At 68.6% G+C, this 15,800-nt stretch carries 17 protein-coding genes; 5 read left to right on the top strand and 12 right to left on the bottom strand.

Annotated elements, in window-relative coordinates; genetic code table 11:
- Positions 1 to 51: 51 nt before the first annotated feature.
- From DIE23_RS06425 to DIE23_RS06415, 3 genes are all read right to left on the bottom strand, one after another.
- Positions 52 to 552, bottom strand: coding sequence for a dihydrofolate reductase (locus tag DIE23_RS06425; protein ID WP_124611336.1), 501 nt, complete (start codon positions 550 to 552; stop codon positions 52 to 54).
- A 296-nt stretch (positions 553 to 848) separates the two neighbouring features.
- The gene (locus tag DIE23_RS06420) at positions 849 to 1,175 is read right to left on the bottom strand and encodes a hypothetical protein (RefSeq protein ID WP_124611335.1); all 327 of its coding nucleotides are present in this window, start codon (positions 1,173 to 1,175) and stop codon (positions 849 to 851) included.
- 27 nt (positions 1,176 to 1,202) lie between these two features.
- Positions 1,203 to 1,547 carry a hypothetical protein gene (locus tag DIE23_RS06415; RefSeq protein ID WP_124611334.1) on the bottom strand — a complete coding sequence of 115 codons (345 nt, stop codon included), beginning with the start codon at positions 1,545 to 1,547 and terminating at the stop codon, positions 1,203 to 1,205.
- 127 nt (positions 1,548 to 1,674) lie between these two features.
- Here DIE23_RS06415 and DIE23_RS06410 point away from each other — a divergent pair, with 127 nt between their 5' ends.
- Positions 1,675 to 3,072 (top strand): sigma-54 dependent transcriptional regulator, encoded by a 1,398-nt coding sequence (locus DIE23_RS06410; protein ID WP_124611333.1) that lies wholly within the window; start codon positions 1,675 to 1,677, stop codon positions 3,070 to 3,072.
- Positions 3,073 to 3,114: 42 nt separating this feature from the next.
- A complete protein-coding gene (locus tag DIE23_RS06405; RefSeq protein WP_124611332.1) occupies positions 3,115 to 4,086 on the top strand; it encodes a thymidylate synthase in 972 nt (323 codons plus the stop codon).
- Positions 4,087 to 4,192: 106 nt separating this feature from the next.
- Here DIE23_RS06405 and DIE23_RS06400 read toward each other — a convergent pair whose 3' ends face one another.
- Both DIE23_RS06400 and DIE23_RS06395 read right to left on the bottom strand, forming a co-directional pair.
- Positions 4,193 to 6,715: a DUF6600 domain-containing protein gene (locus tag DIE23_RS06400; protein ID WP_124611331.1), complete on the bottom strand. Its 2,523-nt coding sequence runs from the start codon at positions 6,713 to 6,715 to the stop codon at positions 4,193 to 4,195.
- A 162-nt stretch (positions 6,716 to 6,877) separates the two neighbouring features.
- Positions 6,878 to 7,585, bottom strand: a complete 708-nt coding sequence (locus tag DIE23_RS06395; protein ID WP_124611330.1) for a helix-turn-helix transcriptional regulator — start codon at positions 7,583 to 7,585, stop codon at positions 6,878 to 6,880.
- 178 nt (positions 7,586 to 7,763) lie between these two features.
- Here DIE23_RS06395 and DIE23_RS39410 point away from each other — a divergent pair, with 178 nt between their 5' ends.
- The gene (locus tag DIE23_RS39410; RefSeq protein WP_166488177.1) at positions 7,764 to 7,904 is read left to right on the top strand and encodes a hypothetical protein; all 141 of its coding nucleotides are present in this window, start codon (positions 7,764 to 7,766) and stop codon (positions 7,902 to 7,904) included.
- Between the two features lie 143 nt (positions 7,905 to 8,047).
- The gene (locus DIE23_RS06390; protein ID WP_014897688.1) at positions 8,048 to 8,560 is read left to right on the top strand and encodes an acyl-CoA thioesterase; all 513 of its coding nucleotides are present in this window, start codon (positions 8,048 to 8,050) and stop codon (positions 8,558 to 8,560) included.
- Between the two features lie 54 nt (positions 8,561 to 8,614).
- Here DIE23_RS06390 and fumC read toward each other — a convergent pair whose 3' ends face one another.
- From fumC to DIE23_RS06375, 3 genes are all read right to left on the bottom strand, one after another.
- Positions 8,615 to 10,009: a class II fumarate hydratase gene (fumC, locus tag DIE23_RS06385; protein ID WP_124611329.1), complete on the bottom strand. Its 1,395-nt coding sequence runs from the start codon at positions 10,007 to 10,009 to the stop codon at positions 8,615 to 8,617.
- A 141-nt stretch (positions 10,010 to 10,150) separates the two neighbouring features.
- Positions 10,151 to 11,539 (bottom strand): multidrug efflux MATE transporter NorM, encoded by a 1,389-nt coding sequence (norM, locus tag DIE23_RS06380; protein ID WP_124611328.1) that lies wholly within the window; start codon positions 11,537 to 11,539, stop codon positions 10,151 to 10,153.
- A 129-nt stretch (positions 11,540 to 11,668) separates the two neighbouring features.
- The gene (locus DIE23_RS06375; protein ID WP_006753074.1) at positions 11,669 to 11,887 is read right to left on the bottom strand and encodes an RNA-binding S4 domain-containing protein; all 219 of its coding nucleotides are present in this window, start codon (positions 11,885 to 11,887) and stop codon (positions 11,669 to 11,671) included.
- Between the two features lie 281 nt (positions 11,888 to 12,168).
- Here DIE23_RS06375 and DIE23_RS06370 point away from each other — a divergent pair, with 281 nt between their 5' ends.
- Positions 12,169 to 12,579 (top strand): hypothetical protein, encoded by a 411-nt coding sequence (locus tag DIE23_RS06370; protein WP_124611327.1) that lies wholly within the window; start codon positions 12,169 to 12,171, stop codon positions 12,577 to 12,579.
- Between the two features lie 117 nt (positions 12,580 to 12,696).
- On the opposite strand, the gene DIE23_RS06365 is transcribed toward DIE23_RS06370, so the two are convergent.
- The 4 genes from DIE23_RS06365 to DIE23_RS06350 all read right to left on the bottom strand — a co-directional run bounded on the left by DIE23_RS06365 (position 12,697) and on the right by DIE23_RS06350 (position 15,764).
- A complete protein-coding gene (locus tag DIE23_RS06365) occupies positions 12,697 to 13,473 on the bottom strand; it encodes a DUF4088 family protein (RefSeq protein WP_124611326.1) in 777 nt (258 codons plus the stop codon).
- Positions 13,474 to 13,632: 159 nt separating this feature from the next.
- Positions 13,633 to 13,971 carry an AzlD domain-containing protein gene (locus tag DIE23_RS06360; protein ID WP_124611325.1) on the bottom strand — a complete coding sequence of 113 codons (339 nt, stop codon included), beginning with the start codon at positions 13,969 to 13,971 and terminating at the stop codon, positions 13,633 to 13,635.
- Positions 13,968 to 14,741, bottom strand: coding sequence for an AzlC family ABC transporter permease (locus DIE23_RS06355; protein ID WP_124611324.1), 774 nt, complete (start codon positions 14,739 to 14,741; stop codon positions 13,968 to 13,970). The genes DIE23_RS06360 and DIE23_RS06355 overlap by 4 nt, the downstream gene beginning before the upstream one ends.
- Before the next feature lie 117 nt (positions 14,742 to 14,858).
- A complete protein-coding gene (locus DIE23_RS06350; protein ID WP_124611323.1) occupies positions 14,859 to 15,764 on the bottom strand; it encodes an AraC family transcriptional regulator in 906 nt (301 codons plus the stop codon).
- Positions 15,765 to 15,800 lie beyond the last annotated feature (36 nt).

Below are 15,800 nucleotides of genomic sequence, written 5' to 3'. Positions count from 1 at the left end.
GCCCGACCGGCGCGAGCGAGCCGGGCGGGCTTTTTTATCGTGTGCCGCGTGTCAGCCGCGCTTGCGCTCGTACACGACGAACGCATAGCCGAACGTGTTCGGCGCGGCGGCCTGGTGCGGGTCGCGCGACACTTCACGCCAGTGCACGGGATCGGGCGCCGGGAACGACGCATCGCCGTCGAAGTCCGCATCGATCTCGGTGACGACCAGCTTGTCGGCGAGCACGAGGCCTTCCGCATAGAGCTGCGCGCCGCCGATCAGGAACGCTTCGGCCACACCGTCGCGCGCGGCGAGCGCGAGCGCATCGGCAAGCGACGTGACTGTGTCGCAGCCGTCGAAACGGCGCGCTGCGTCGCGCGTGACGACGATATTGCGGCGGCCCGGCAAGGGCCGGCCGATCGACTCGTGGGTCTTGCGGCCCATCACGATCGGGGCGCCCATCGTCGTGCGCTTGAAGAACGCGAGGTCCTCGGGCAGTTTCCAGGGCAACTGGTTGTCGCGGCCGATGATACCGTTGCGGGCGCGCGCGACGATCAGGGTCAACGTCGTCATGAAGGTCGGGGAAGAGGAGAACCGGAATGGCGCCGATTCTACCGGAATGGCGGCGCGCGACGGCGCCGCTGCGGATGCGCACGTGTATTTGCGGTTTCCGGCCTGCCGCACCTCGTCGGCGGTGGCGACGCTATGCAGCCTTTGCGCGGTGATGTCCTGAATAAAAAGAGTGCCCGCCGGGGGACGGACACAAAGACGGTTTGCGTCGCGATATCGACGCTGCAGGAAACGACCTGCGTCGTTCAATTTATCTGTAATCCTGATCGATTGAGCGGTGTGATGGAATCGTGCGCCGATTATTGATGCATGCGGTTCCCTGCGTCTCGTTCCATCGCATGCTGGGCGTTGCCGGGAAGCGGCGCGGGAATCGGCACCGGCGGCGGAGCCGGCGGGGCGAGCTCGTCCCACAGCGTCACCGATGTCTTGTCCGGCGAACGCGGTTGCGGCGCGGCGACGGGCACGATGCCGATCCGGTGATCCTGTTGCATGCGCGGCGCGTTATCGGTAACCCGCATCGCGCGTTCGGGCTTCGCGCTGTCTTCCGAGCGTGCCGGCATGAACGGGCACGCGAGCGCGAACGCAATCGTCAGCTGCACGCAATACAGTGAAAAAAGTGTTCGCATGGCCACCTTCTCCGATCCGTTACGCATTCAGCGAAATGCATGCCATCGGGCGAAGATCATTGTCGCGTCTGCGATTCGCAGGGGCGCGTCGTGAATCGCGATCGAAAGCGCCGGGAAATGTTTCAGGCGTGAAACGAAGGGGCTTGGGAATACTGCGGATTCAATCGGTACGCTTCCGGGATGAAAATCGGCGCGTGTGTCGATGCAGGTACGCGTCGCTGCGCGTGTGCTATGTGCAGATGATTGATAAACGTCGACCATTGAGCGATTCGGCCGCTCGCCCATTAGCGCTGCAATCGGTTTGTCGTATTCGGCGCCTATAACTAAGCTGTCTTGATCAAAAATAACTGGACGCGAGATAAGCGCCATCATGCGAGGCCGGTCGTCGCCCCGCATCGGCATGGCGAATCGAGCCGCTTCGGCTGACCCGGTTCGATCCTTTTGCACGCGACTTGGCGTGTGCTGCAATCGTTAGACGGTTGATGAACGGGGTGGGCATATGGGAGCCGAGCAGCGGCATGTGATCTATTTCTCGCGCGAGCCGAACGACGCGTTGCGCGGGCATTTCGACGAATGCGGGTGGCGCGTCGATCTTGCGGAAAGCGCACGCGACGTGCGGCGTGTCGTGCAGCACGGCGTGGCAACCGCCGGCCTGCTCGATTTCTCGCCGGGTTTTCGGCCCGCGGATCTGCGCGAACTCGAAGCGTGTCTGAGCATCCAGCACATCGGCTGGATTGCGGCGACCCGGCGTGGCCAGTTGCAGGACGCCACGCTGCGGCATCTCATTCGTGACTATTGCTTCGACTACGTAACGATGCCGTACGAGGCGTCGCGTATCGTCGAGACCATCGGCCATGCGCACGGCATGGTCGCGCTGACCGACCCGGTAGCGGCGCCCGTCGGCGCCGGACGTGCCGAAGGCGAGATGGTCGGCACCTGCGACGCGATGCTCGGGCTCTTCAAGACGATCCGACGCGTCGCGACGACCGATGCACCGGTGTTCATCTCCGGCGAATCGGGTACCGGCAAGGAACTGACGGCCGTTGCGATTCACGAGCGCTCGGCGCGTGCGCATGCGACGTTCGTCGCGATCAACTGTGGTGCAATTCCGTCTACGCTGCTGCAGGCCGAACTGTTCGGCTATGAGCGCGGCGCGTTTACGGGCGCGAACCAGCGCAAGATCGGCCGTGTCGAGGCCGCGAACGGCGGCACGCTGTTTCTCGACGAGATCGGCGACCTGCCGCTCGAGAGCCAGGCGAGCCTGCTGCGGTTCCTGCAGGAAGGCAAGATCGAGCGGCTCGGCGCGCATGTATCGGTTCCGGTCGACGTGCGCGTGATCTGCGCGACGCACGTGGACATGGAAGCGGCGCTGCGCGAAGGGCGGTTCCGCGAGGACCTGTTTCATCGGCTGTGCGTGTTGAAGATCGAGGAGCCGCCGCTGCGCGCGCGCGGCAAGGATATCGAGCTGCTGGCGCGCCACATGCTCGAGCGTTTCAAGGGTGATGCGCATCGCCGCCTGCGCGGTTTCTCGCCGGACGCGATCGCCGCGCTGTACGGCTATTCGTGGCCGGGCAACGTGCGCGAGCTGATCAATCGCGTGCGCCGGGCGATCGTGATGTCGGAGGGCCGGATGATTACCGCGGCCGATCTCGAACTCAACGAATTCGCGATACTGGCGCCCGTCTCGCTCACCGAGGCGCGGGAAGCGGCCGAACGGCAGGCGATCGAGCAGGCGCTGCTGCGTCACCGCGGCCGTTTTGCCGACGCGGCGCGAGAACTCGGCGTGTCGCGCGTCACGCTGTACAGGCTGATGTGCGCGCACGGCATGCGCGATCGCGGCGACTCGCTGGGAGGGTTTTCGGCGCCGTTGCCGGAGGTTCCGCATCACGCTTGCTAAAATTGGCGGGTAACGGCCGCCCTCGCGGCCGAAGGAACCCGCATGAAACAGTACCTCGACCTCGTTCGCACCATCCTCGACACCGGCACCTGGCAGGAGAACCGCACGGGCATCCGCACCATCAGCATGCCCGGCGCGATGCTGCGGTTCGACCTACAGCAAGGTTTCCCGGCCGTGACGACCAAGAAACTCGCGTTCAAGTCCGCGATCGGCGAACTGGTCGGTTTCCTGCGTGCATCGCGCAGCGCGGCCGATTTCCGCGCGCTCGGCTGCAAGGTGTGGGACGCGAACGCGAACGACAACGCGCAATGGCTCGCGAACCCGTACCGTCAGGGCGTCGACGACCTGGGGGACGTGTACGGCGTGCAATGGCGCCAGTGGCCCGGCTACAAGGTGCTCGATGCGGGCGCCGATGCGCAGATCGCCGACGCGACGCGCCGCGGCTTCCGGATCGTCACGCGCTTCGATGAGGACGGGGTGCCGAAGGTGCTGCTGTACAAGGCGATCGACCAGCTGCGCCAGTGTCTCGACACGATCATGGAGAATCCGGCCGACCGCCGTATCCTGTTTCACGCATGGAATCCGGCCGTACTCGACCAGATCGCGCTGCCCGCGTGCCATCTGCTGTATCAGTTCCTGCCGAATGTCACGAAGCGCGAGATTTCGCTGTGCCTGTACATCCGCAGCAACGACGTCGGGCTCGGCACGCCGTTCAACCTGACGGAAGGGGCCGCGCTGCTGTCGCTCGTCGGCCGGCTGACGGGCTACACGCCGCGCTGGTTCACGTATTTCATCGGTGACGCGCACATCTACGAGAACCAGCTCGACATGCTGCAGCAGCAGCTCACGCGCGAGCCGTACGACAGCCCGCGGCTCGAGATTGCCGAGCGTGTGCCGGACTACGCGGAGACGGGTGTCTATGCGCCCGAATGGCTCGAGCAGATCGAGCCGTCCGATTTCTCGCTCGTCGGCTACCGGCACCATGAGCCGCTGACCGCGCCGATGGCGGTCTGAGCCGCGACGTTCGACGGCGGCGTGGGTGATGCGGCCCGCGCCAGGCAGAATGAAGAAGGCCCGACCGGCACTCGCCGGTCGGGCCTTTCCGTTTCATCGGGCGCGGTTACTGGTGGCGCCGTTCGTCGTGGCCGCCGGGCGGTGGATTGCTCGGGTGCGGTGCCTCGACACGCGGTGCCGGTTGCGGCCGCGGTTCCATGTGCGGCGCGGGCATCGACGGCCGCGGCTCCATGCGCGGGGCCTGCGGCTGCGGTCGCGGCATTTCATGGACGGCGGGCGCGGGCGGGCGGTACTCGTTCACGTGCGGCGGCGCGACTTCGCGGCGCGGTGCCGGTTGCGCGAATTCGGGACGCGGTTGCGGCGCCGGAGCGACTCGTTCGGGCCGCGGCTGCGCATGCTGGGCCGGTGCCGCGAAATCGGGACGCGGACGCGGCTGCGGAATCTGCGCGGTCGTGTCGAGTCGCGGTTGCGGCAACGCGCGTGGCGTTTCCTGCCGCCCGCCGGGTTGCGTACCGGGCGCGGCTTCCGGATGCGGGACCGGCGCCGCGCTGCGCACGGGCGGCAGTGCGTTCTGTCCCGCTGCGTGGAGTGCCGTCGGCGGCGTCGTGCGTTGACGCTCCATCGGCGTGTGCGGCTGCATCCACGCGGGCGCGGGCGCCGCCGCTGCATGCGGGTTGTCGCGCCCGGTCGGCTCGTTGGCGGCCGTCGGCGGATGCGGGACGCCATTTCCGGGGCCCAATGCCTGACGCGGAGCCGGATTGCCCGGCGCCTGCGGCATGGCGCCGTTGGCGAAATGCGGCGCATTGGGGGCTTCGCGGTTCATCGGCCGCGCGCCATTCGGCACGACCGGCATTGGCGCGCCCGGCCGTGCGGCCAGTGCCTGCGCCTGTGCCTGTGCCGGGGCCGGCTGGCCTTCGCGTGGCGCGTGCGCCGGTTGCACGACGGGACCGTGCGGATTCACGAGTTGCACGTTGCGCATCGCCCATGCACCGGCTTTCGGGTTGCCCGGAACGCGGACCGGGCGAGCCTGATAGTCGGCCGGCACGCTCGTCCTCACGACCGGTGCGCCCGCGCCAGGCACGTGGCCGCCCTGCCGTGCGAGATGGGCGGCCGTCTGGTCGCGAAACGCGGCCGGCACCGCCGGATTGCGCGTCGCGACGAACGCGTGCTGTCCGATCGCCGCCGGCGGGCGGTAGCTGGCCGTGCGCAGTCCGCCGGTAAAGCTCTGGCGCACCGGCGCAATGCCGGGCGTGCCCGGCATCACGTGCGCGTTGCGCCATTGCTGCGGATCGACGCGTTGCGAGAAGTGCGCGACCGGCTGGCCGTGCACGAACGCGGACGCCGGCACGGCCGTGATCGCGTGCGGCGCGCGGAAGTTCACGTACGTCTTGTTGATGTTCGTGATGTTGGTGATGTTCGTCACGTTCACGGTCTTGTTCACCGTGACGTTGTTGACCACGATGTTCCGGTTCACGCGGTCGTAGTAATGCGGGCTCCAGCCGCCCCAGCCGGGATGCCAGGGTTCGCCCGGGCCGAGTGCGAACCATGCGCAGCCGGCCGCGGCGACGCCGCCGACCGTCAGCGCGACGCTCCAGTCGGGACCGCCGCCGCCGCCCACGAACGCGACGAGCGCGGGCGCGTAAACGGGGGGCTGACTGACGACCATCGGGCCGGGCACCCACGCCCAGCTGTCGTCGACGTAGGCCCAGCGGCCGTAGTGATAGGGTGCGAAGCCCCACGGCGCATCGTCGACCCACGTCCAGCCCCACGGCGCCTGCCAGATCCAGTGACCGTCGTGATACGGCGCCCAGTCGGCCGGCGTGTCGTTCGGCACCCAGACCTCGCCGTAATTCGGGGTTTCGCGCCACGTGCCGTTCGCGTCGAGATCCTGGTAGCCCGGCACGTCGCGCGATACGTAGCGGGCCGACACCGAGCGCTGCTCGGTCGCATCGCGGCCGGCGGCCCACTGGTCGAGTGCATCGGGGTTCGGCGCGGCCGATTGCTGAGCGACCTGCAGGTCGGTGCCGGTGAACACGACCTGCTGCCCGGGCGACAGCGGATACTGCCCGTTGCTGCCGTAGACGGTTGCGGCGCCGCTGCGCACGGTGACCGTCGTGCTTGCGCCGTTCGGCGCGACATCGACGCGATAGTCGCCGGGGCTGGTGATGCCGAGCGCAAGATTGGGCGTATCGATTTCGTACGACCCGCCGGACGGCAGATCGCGCACGTGCGTCGATGCGGTGCCGAGCCCGACCTTCAACTGCGTCGTGGTGTCGTCGAGGTTCAGCACCGACAGGCTCGTCGATTCACCGAGTCGCACCGCGGTCGAGCCGATGTGCAGTTCCGAGCGCGCGCCGGCATCGTTCCACAGCTGGTCGCCGGTCGTCAGCGGCCGGTTCACGGCGGCGTACGACCACGTATCGGTGCCGGCGGGTTCCGTCGTCACGGCACCCGACATGTAGTTGAGCCGGGCGACGCGGCTCGGCGGATCGCCGCCCGGCTGCCGGGCGGCCGTCGCATACGCCGCGGCCTGTGTCGCTTGCGCGAATGCGGGGGGCAGGGTCGCCAGCGCGGCGATCGCGAGCAGCGTGCAGCGGGCGGTGCGCTTGAGCGTGAACAGGGGGGCCATAATGAGCGTCTTCGTCGTTATCGCGGCGCGTCGATTCGTGCCGTTGAATTCACAATATCCGCTCGGCCTGTTTCAGTGCTCGGTGTTTTGTAAGCCGGATGGCACGCGATGTAACAAAACCTGTCCATCGCTTGCCGTTGTCGTCCGGTCGCAATGTGCGCGTCAAGCGGACGTAAGCCAGTCGTCGAAAACCTGCTGTCCGGGCACGGTGACGCGCAACACGCGCGGCCGTGCGGCGCGCTCGATCCAGCCGTGTGCGCAGAAGCTGTCGAGCAGTGCGGCGCCGAGCGCGCCGCCGAGATGCGCGCGGCGCTCGCTCCAGTCGAGGCAGCCGCATGCGAAGCGGCGCCGGCGCGTGCGCTGCTGCGCGACGTCGATGCCCCAGCCCGCGAGTGCCTGCGTGCCGAGCTCGGTGGTCTCGATCGCGTCGCCGTCCGCTTGCAGCCAGCCGCGTGCGGTGAGCCCGTCGAAGATGCGAACCGCGAGCTCGCCGGCCATGTGGTCGTAGCACGTGCGCGCGTAGCGCAGCTCGGCCGGCACCGTGCGCGACGGCGGGGGCACCGGACGGTTCGGCGCGGCCGCGCGGGCCACGTTCGCGAGCGCTTCGAGCGACGCCGCGATGTCGGCCGACGCGAGCCGGTAGTAGCGGTGCCGGCCGCGCACGTCGAGCGCAAGCAGGCCGCCTTCGGTCAGGCGTGCGAGGTGCGCGCTCGCCGCGGACGGTGACAGCCCCGCGATCATCGTCAGTTCGCCGGCCGGCCGCGCGCTGCCGTCCATCAGTACCCATAGCATCGCGGCGCGCCCCGGATCGGCGATCAGTGCGCCGATCCGGCTCAGGCCCGGAAAGTGGTGGTCGTCTTGATCGGTCATCGTCGTGTCTCGTCAGGCGGAATGACTGCAGTGTAGGCGCTGCGCGCATTCGATGTTTCGTGTTCGGATGAAATGTCGGATGCGGCGGGGCGGTGTACGACCCGCGGTCGCCGGCTGCGCACGCGTAGAATGGCCGGACGCGGCGGCAGTGGGCCGCCGGATGCGACACGATGCAACGATGAAGACGATTTTCTGCCTGTTGGCGGCCGCGCTCCTCTGTGCGGCCTGTGCGCAGGGCGGTGCGGGCGCCGCCGGCGAGCGGGGTGGCAGCCTCGAGATGTACGGGACGATCGATCAGGGAATCACGGTGCGCCGCTGACGGGCACCGATTTCCTGTGCCGTTGCCGGTTCAACGCGCGGGCGGGCGGCCGTCGCGGCCGCGCGGCGGGCACCGCGACGTATTGTCGCAGCGCAACGTATAATGCGCCGATTGCCGTGCCCCCGCCGCCTGGAGCTACCACGATGTCCCAACCGTCCCCCGTACCGGCCGCCCTCGACCGCACCGAAACCGTATTCCGCTTCCTCGCCGAGCCGTCGTCCGTGAACTTCGGCGGCAAGGTGCATGGCGGCGCGCTGATGAAGTGGATCGACGAGGTCGCGTATGCGTGCGCGGCGGTCTGGTCGAGCCGCTATTGCGTGACGGTCAGCGTCGGCAACATCCGCTTCCAGCGTCCGATTCTCGTCGGCAACCTGGTCGAACTGAAGGCGCGCGTCGTCGCGACGGGCCGCACCAGCATGCACATCCATGTGTCCGTGCACGCCGGCGATCCGAAGGGAGGCGTGCTGCGCCAGACGACCGACTGCCTGGTTGTGTTCGTCGCGGTCGACGAGAACGGCAACCCGGTGCCGGTGCCGCCGTTCGTGCCCGAGACGGACGAGCAGAAGGTGCTCGCGAAGTATGCGGCCGACGTGCGCGCCGCGCTCGACAAGATCGTCGAGATGAAACCCGAGGAAGTGGCGAAGGGCACCGTCTGACGACTACGGGCGCCGCGCATGCGCGCCGCGCCCGTCATCGCGTCGGATGCGCGATTACTGCGATCCGATCATCTCTTCGGGGCGTACCCACGCGTCGAATTCCGCCTCGGTCAGGTAGCCGAGCGCCAGCGCGGCGGCCTTCAGCGTCGAGCCGTCCTTGTGCGCCTTCTTCGCGATCTGCGCGGCCTTGTCGTAGCCGATGTGCGGATTGAGCGCCGTCACGAGCATCAGCGATTCGTTCAGCAGCAGGTCGATGCGCGCGCGGTTCGGCTCGATGCCCACCGCGCAGTGGTCGTTGAAGCTCTGCGCGCCGTCGGCGAGCAGCCGCACCGACTGCAGCACGTTGTGCGCGATCATCGGCCGGAACACGTTCAGTTCGAAATTGCCGCTGGCGCCGCCGACGTTCACCGCGACGTCGTTGCCGAACACCTGGCAGCACAGCATCGTCACGGCTTCCGACTGCGTCGGGTTCACCTTGCCCGGCATGATCGAGCTGCCCGGTTCGTTTTCCGGAATCGACAGTTCGCCGAGTCCGCAGCGCGGCCCGCTCGCGAGCCAACGGACGTCGTTGGTGATCTTCATCAGGCCGGCCGCGACCGTCTTCAGCGCACCGTGCGCGAACACCAGAGCGTCAGCGGCCGCCATCACCTCGAACTTGCTCGGCGCGGTCACGAACGGCAGCTTCGTCAGTCGGCCGATCTCGTCGGCCACGCGCACCGCGAACTCCGGATGCGCGTTCAGCCCGGTGCCGACGGCGGTGCCGCCGAGCGCGAGTTCGTACAGGTGCGGCAGCGCCGATTCGACGTGCCGGACGCCCTGGTCGAGTTGCGCGACGTAGCCGGAAAATTCCTGCCCGAGCGTGAGCGGCGTCGCGTCCTGCAGGTGCGTGCGGCCGATCTTCACGATGTCGGCGAAGGCCTTCGACTTCGCGTCGAGTGTCGCGCGCAGCGTGCGCAGCGCGGGCAGCAGGTGGTTGACGATCGCGTAGGCGGCCGCGACGTGCATCGCGGTCGGGAACACGTCGTTCGACGACTGGCCGCGGTTCACGTCGTCGTTCGGGTGGACCTTGCGTGCTTCGCCGCGCTCGCCGCCGAGCAGTTCGCTCGCCCGGTTCGCGATCACCTCGTTGAGGTTCATGTTGGTCTGCGTGCCGGAGCCCGTCTGCCACACGGCGAGCGGGAATTCGCGCGGATGCTTGCCCGCGATGATCTCGTCGGCCGCGTCGATGATCGCGCGCGCCTTGTCGTCTGCCAGCACGCCGAGCGACTGGTTCACGGCGGCGCCGGCGCGCTTGACGATCGCGAGTGCGTGGATCAGCTCGGGCGACTGCTTTTCCGTCGAGATCCGGAAATTCTGCAGCGAGCGCTCGGTCTGCGCGCCCCAGAGCCGGTTGGCCGGCACGGCGATCTCGCCGAACGTATCGCGTTCCATCCGAACTGCTTCGTTCATGATGCACTCCTCTTGGGAAGGGGAAAGGCCGCGCGTCGCGCGGCGTCTGGCGTATCGTGAGGCAGTCGCGCCGCTGGCGCGGCGTCGTGAGTCTTCAGCCGACAAGCATAGCGCCAGCCGCGATTTCGCGTCGTGTCGCGCTCAGCGCGTCGATGCGACGAGGGACGCGGTCTTCAGATGAAAGCGCCAGGCCATCAGCACGGCGACGCTTGCGAGGCCGGCCGCGAGCCCCCACCACAGGCCGCGTGCACCGAGGCCTGCATGGAACGCCAGCCAGTAGCCGGTCGGGAAGCCGATGCCCCAGTAGCCGAGGGTCGCCGCGAGCATCGGGATGCGTGTATCCCGCAGCCCGCGCAGCGCGCCCGACCCGACAGTCTGCATTCCGTCGACAATCTGGAACACCGCGGCGATGCCGAGGAGCGACGCGGCTAGCGACACAGTCGCCGCGTTGGCCGGATCGTCGAGGTGCAGGTACAGGCCGACGATCGCATGCGGCGCGACGATCAGCACGAGCCCCGACAGCGACATGAACGCGACGCCGAGACCGAGCGCGACGAAACCCGCATGCCGCGCGGCGACCGGCTGGCCAGCGCCGACCCAATAGCCGACCCGCACGTTGGCGGCCTGGCCGATCGCGAGCGGCACCATGAACGCGACCGACGCGACGTTCAGCGCGATCTGGTGCGCGGCAAGCGACGTCGCGCCGAGCACGCCGATGGTCAGGCCCGTGGCGAGAAACAGCGTCGATTCGACCCCGTACGTGATCGCCACCGGCCAGCCGATGCCGATCAGTTCGCCCATCACGGGCAGTTTCGGGCGGGCGGCGGTCACGAAATGGCGGAACCGCTGGCGGCCGTGCAGCAGCCAGATCAGCGCGAGCGCGGTGAGCCAGATGGTGATGGTCGTCGCGACCGCCGAGCCGAGGAAGCCGAGCCGCGGCAAGCCGAATGCGCCGTGGATCAGTCCGTAGTTCAGCACGCCGTTGATTCCGACGCCGCCGATCGACACCCACAGCAGCCGCCGTGCGGCGCCGATCGCGGGCAGGAATGCGCGCATCAGTCCGACGCCGATCAGGCTGCCGAGCGCCGCGAACCGCAGGATGCCAGTGTACTCGCCGACGTGGTGCGCGAGCGTCGGCGGCTCGTGGAACATCAGCAGGATCGGTTCGGACAGCGATAGCGCGACGATCGCCGGAATCGCGAGCAGCACGGACAGCACGAAGCCGGTCCAGTAGATGTGCGGCACGCGGTGTTCCGCCTGCGCGCCGCGCGCATGCGCGACGCTCACGCTGACCGACGACAGCACGCCTTGCAGCACGGTCACGATGACGAAGAAGAAGTTCGCGCCGAGGCCGCCCGCCGCGAGCGAATCGGGGCCGAGCGAGCCGAGCAGCACCGTGTCGGTGACGCTCATCGCCATCTGCGAGAGTTGCGCGATCGCGAGCGGCGCGGCGAGGCGCGCGGTATCGGCGGCATGACTGGACAGGGACGGCGGCGCGGCGGCCGTCCGCGTAAGACCGGAATGCGACATGGAATGGGCGCTCGCGCGGGTGCGGGCCCGCGCTGTCTGTATTTATTTTGAGAGACGGCTAGCTTACGGCTTTATTCGAACGGTGTCGAACGCGCGCGCCGATGGCCATGTCACGGTCAGGGGGAACCGCTATGCGTCGTGAACCGCGATCCGCGTATCGCCGAACAGCACGACCTGGCCCGCGCGGATCTTGCAGGTCTTGCGCAGCTCGACCACGCCGTCGACTTTCACCGCGCCGGACGCGACGAACATCTTCGCGGTGCCGCCGCTGTCCGCGAGGCCGGTGATCTTGAGAAGGTTGTGCAGTTCGACGTATTCGCCGGTCAGCGTGAAATCCAGATTGGGCATGACGAAGGAAGCGCGCGATGCGCGGGAGGAATCGCCCCGCATCATACGGCACCGCGGCCCGGCGCGCGAGCGCGGACGTTCGTGCAGGTTCGCGGGGCCGCAGTTGTTAAGGACTGTGAGCGATTCGTCAGCAAATGAAACGGTGGGTAACAGTCTGAGAGATTCGAGAACCTGCCGGGTGGCCCGCGGGTCTTTCGTCGTACCTGCTGCGTGTTGCGGCAGGGGACGCGACGGACCGCATCGAGGCGGTTCGCGCCCACAACTTCTTGAGGAGGATTGTCATGTCCAAGATTCGTACGATGCTGATCGGTGCCGCGCTGACGGCGTTCGCCACTTCGGCCGCATTCGCGCAGACTGGCGTCGCGGCACAGGGCACCGCGGGCGCCGGCGTGCAGACGCAGGCGCCGGCAGCAGGGGCAGGCACCGGTGCGGGTATGCAGGGTGGTGCCGGCGCGAACGCGTCGGGCAATGCGGTCGGCGGCGCGACCGATGCGGTCGGTGCGGCAGCCGACGGCGCGCAGGATACGGCGGCGTCGTCGGTCCACTCGGCCAAGAAGCACGCGAAGCATGCGATGAAGTCGGCCAAGCACCACGCAGGCTCGGCGAAGTCGAAGGTGGGCGACGAAGCGGTCGAAGGCGGCGCGTCGGCCGGCGTGCAGGGCGGTGCATCGGCCTCGGGCGCCGCGCAGTAAGCGGCACCCCGACGTCGCACGGCGCTCGCCCCGGACGGCGCGTCGTGACGGCGATCGCACCGCGGCCCGGTTCGCTTCGCGCGAACCGGGCCGTTCTTCATGCGTGGAGGCGGGCCGTCATGGCCGGCGCTGTTCCGGCCCCGGTCCATGCGCCGGCTGTGCGGCGGACGGCGTAAACACGCTGCGCAGCCACGCGGCGAGCCGCGCGAATACGTCGTACGGCTCGTCGACGAAGATCTCGGGCTTCAGCAGCCGCAGGTATTCCATGATCTGCTGCGCTTCCTGTTTCTGGAACGAGCCGTGCGCGAGCCCGAGCCGCAGCAGGCCGCGCAGTTCGCCGAGCTTGTCGCGCGCGGCGCTGCCGACGCTCATCTCGCACGCGAGCTTTGCCTCGTAGATGCGCTGGCGCAGCGATTCCGCGAGCCGCCATGCGGGCGTCTGCATCGTTTCCTCGAGCGCCTGGATGTCGTGCACCGCGCTCTTGATCTGCGCCGCGAGCGGATCGACGAGCGACGCGTCGCCCTGCGCTTCGGCGACGATCGCCTTGGCCCAGTCGCGGCACGCCTTCGCGAGCTCGTCGGGCGTCCATTCGGAGCGCGACGCGAAGCCGAAGCCGAATTCGCCGGCCTGCCGCATCAGGATCGCGACGACGTCCGGGAATTCCTTGTCAAGCGTGCGCTTCGCCCACGCGTACTGGCCGCCCTCGAGCATCCGCTGCACGGCATGCTCGGTCAGCGGCACCATGTTGTCGAGCAGCTTGGCGCGCAGGAAATCCTCGAACGACGGCGTCGCGAACTGCGGGTCGAGTTTCAGCGACACGCGCACGAACGCGTCGTAGTCCTTGCGCAGGGACGCAAGCGTGTCGTCCTTGAGGGAAAGGGTGATCTGGCCCATGAATCGTCTCGATGGCGGCCTGCGCGAGCCGGCGGCCGATACCGCGCACCGGTGCGGGCGCAGCGTCGACGGACCGGTTCGCGCGGAGGCCGATGGCGGGTCTTCATTCCCTATATCGGCGCGCCGGACGGAAACTTGAGCGCGGCCGGCGACGTCCGCTCAGGCCGACAACCAGTGCGGCATCACGACCCCTTGCCAGACGAAGAACACCGCGAGTCCGACCGCGATCGTCACGAGCGGCCGGCGCGTCGTCGCCGACACGAGCACCGCGGCGAGCGCGCCGACGAGCTGCGGATTGCGCCAGGTCAGCTCGGCCGCGCCGCCGTGCGGCGAGATGGTCATCGGCACGATGATCGCGGTCAGCACGGTGACGGGCACGAAGCCGAGCGCGGTCCGCACGAGCGGCGGGAAAGTCAGCCGCTCGCCGAACAGGAACAGCGTCGTTCGGATCGCATAGGTGATCACGGCCATTCCGAGAATCAGCAGCGCGTAGCTCACGATGCGGCCTCCGTGCGTGAAGTGGTGCGCGAACGCTCGTGCAGCAGCGTGAGCGCAACGCCGACCGCGACACCGGCGGCGACCGCGCCCAGCAGCCCGAGCTTGTACGGCCAGCCCTGCCAGAAGTACGCGAGCGTGCCGGCCGTCGCGGCGGCCGCCAAATAGCGCAGCGTGCCGAGTTGCGGGACGACGATGGCGATGAAGGTCGCCGCCATCGCGAAATCGAGGCCGAGCGACTGGAGGCCCGGGAAGGCCGCGCCGAAGCCGATGCCCGCGAGCGTCCAGACCTGCCAGTTCACGTACATCGCGAGGCCCGAGCCGAAAAAGTAGTGAGGGCCGATCGTACCCGGCGGGAAGTGCCGGTAGTGCGCATAGGCGACCGCGAATACCTCGTCGGTCATCAGCGCGCCGAGCGTCGCACGCCAGCGCAGCGGCAGGTGCGCGACGTACGGCGCGAGTGTCGCGCTGTACAGCAGGTGACGCAGGTTCACGATCAGCGTCGTCGCGAGCACGACGACGAAGCTCGCGCTGCCGGCGATCAGGCCCAGCGCGATGAATTGCGCGGAGCCCGCGAACACCGCGAGCGACATCAGCGCGCCGTGCCATGCGGCGAGCGGGCCGCCGCCGACGAGCGTGCCGAAGATCACGCCGAACGGTGCCGCGCCGATCATCATCGGGATCGTGTCGCGTGCGCCGTCGAGCCATTCGTTGAGCGGGCGGCGAGGCGTGGGCGAAGGTCGGGGGGTAGGGTTCAAGGGGCGCGTCTCCATGAAATGGAGGATAGCGGGGGCGATGCCGTGGCGGCTTGTATGTTCTTGCGCTCGCGGGTGCCGGCGGTGCTGCGTGCGTGCCGGCTGCCGCGTGTTGTCGAGTGCAGGGCGGGGGCGTCAGCGCGCCTGCCAGCGTCCGGGCGGCACGCCGAACATCCGTTTGAAATGCCGTGTGAAGTGACTCTGGTCGACGAAACCGCTGGCCGCGGCGACATCGGCGATCGACACGCCCGCGCGCAACGGCGCAAGCGCGCGCTGCAGCCGCAGCTGGTTGCGCCACGCATGCGGCGGCATCCCGATCGCGCGCGTGAACAGGCGCGCTGCGTGAAACGGCGACAGGCCGGCGGCCTGCGCGACGTCGTCGAGCGTCACCGTGCACGTAAGATCGGCGGCGAGCCGTTCGCGCATCGCGTCGACGCGCGGCTCGTCGGCCGCGAGCACCGCCGGCTGCTGCCGCGCGTCGGCATGGCGCACGATCAGTGTCGACAGCGCATCGAGCAACGCCGTTTCGGCGGCGAGCGGATCGTAGACGCGCGGTGCGGCGGCGGCCGGATCATCGGCGGCCGGCTGCTCGTGGGGGTAGAACGGCGGCATGGGCTCGCTGCCGGCCTCCATCATCCGGTGGGCCCGCGCGAGCCGTGTCGCGAGATCGGTGTCGCGGATCACGTCGGACGGGAACCATGGCGCATCCTGCGGGCGTCCCGCAATCGCGCTCGCGAGCGTGCGAATGTAGTCGACCGGCACGTAGCTCACGCGATAGCACCAGCCTTCGTCGGTCGCGCGCGAGCCCGTGTGCACGTCGCCGGGATTGATCACGGGCACGGTGCCTGTTTCGGCGACATGGCCGCTGCCGCGGCAGGTGTAGCGCTCCGCACCCTCGAGGATCACGGGGATCGTGTACGCGTCGTGCCAGTGCGGTGCGAATGTATGGTCGCGATAGGTAGCCGTGAGCAGATCCGCATCCGGCAGCAGCGGTGTGCGCCAGTAGCGTGCGGAGTCCGGAAGAAGACGGGTGGCGGACATGGTCGGGCGCGAGGGCGGTCGAATCGACAGTGTATC

This window comes from Burkholderia sp. Bp9143 (assembly GCF_003853645.1).
In the GTDB taxonomy this organism is placed as follows: Bacteria; Pseudomonadota; Gammaproteobacteria; order Burkholderiales; family Burkholderiaceae; genus Burkholderia.
The sequence above is the reverse complement of the archived record's forward strand: the minus strand, read 5'-3'. Positions and strand labels throughout refer to the sequence as shown.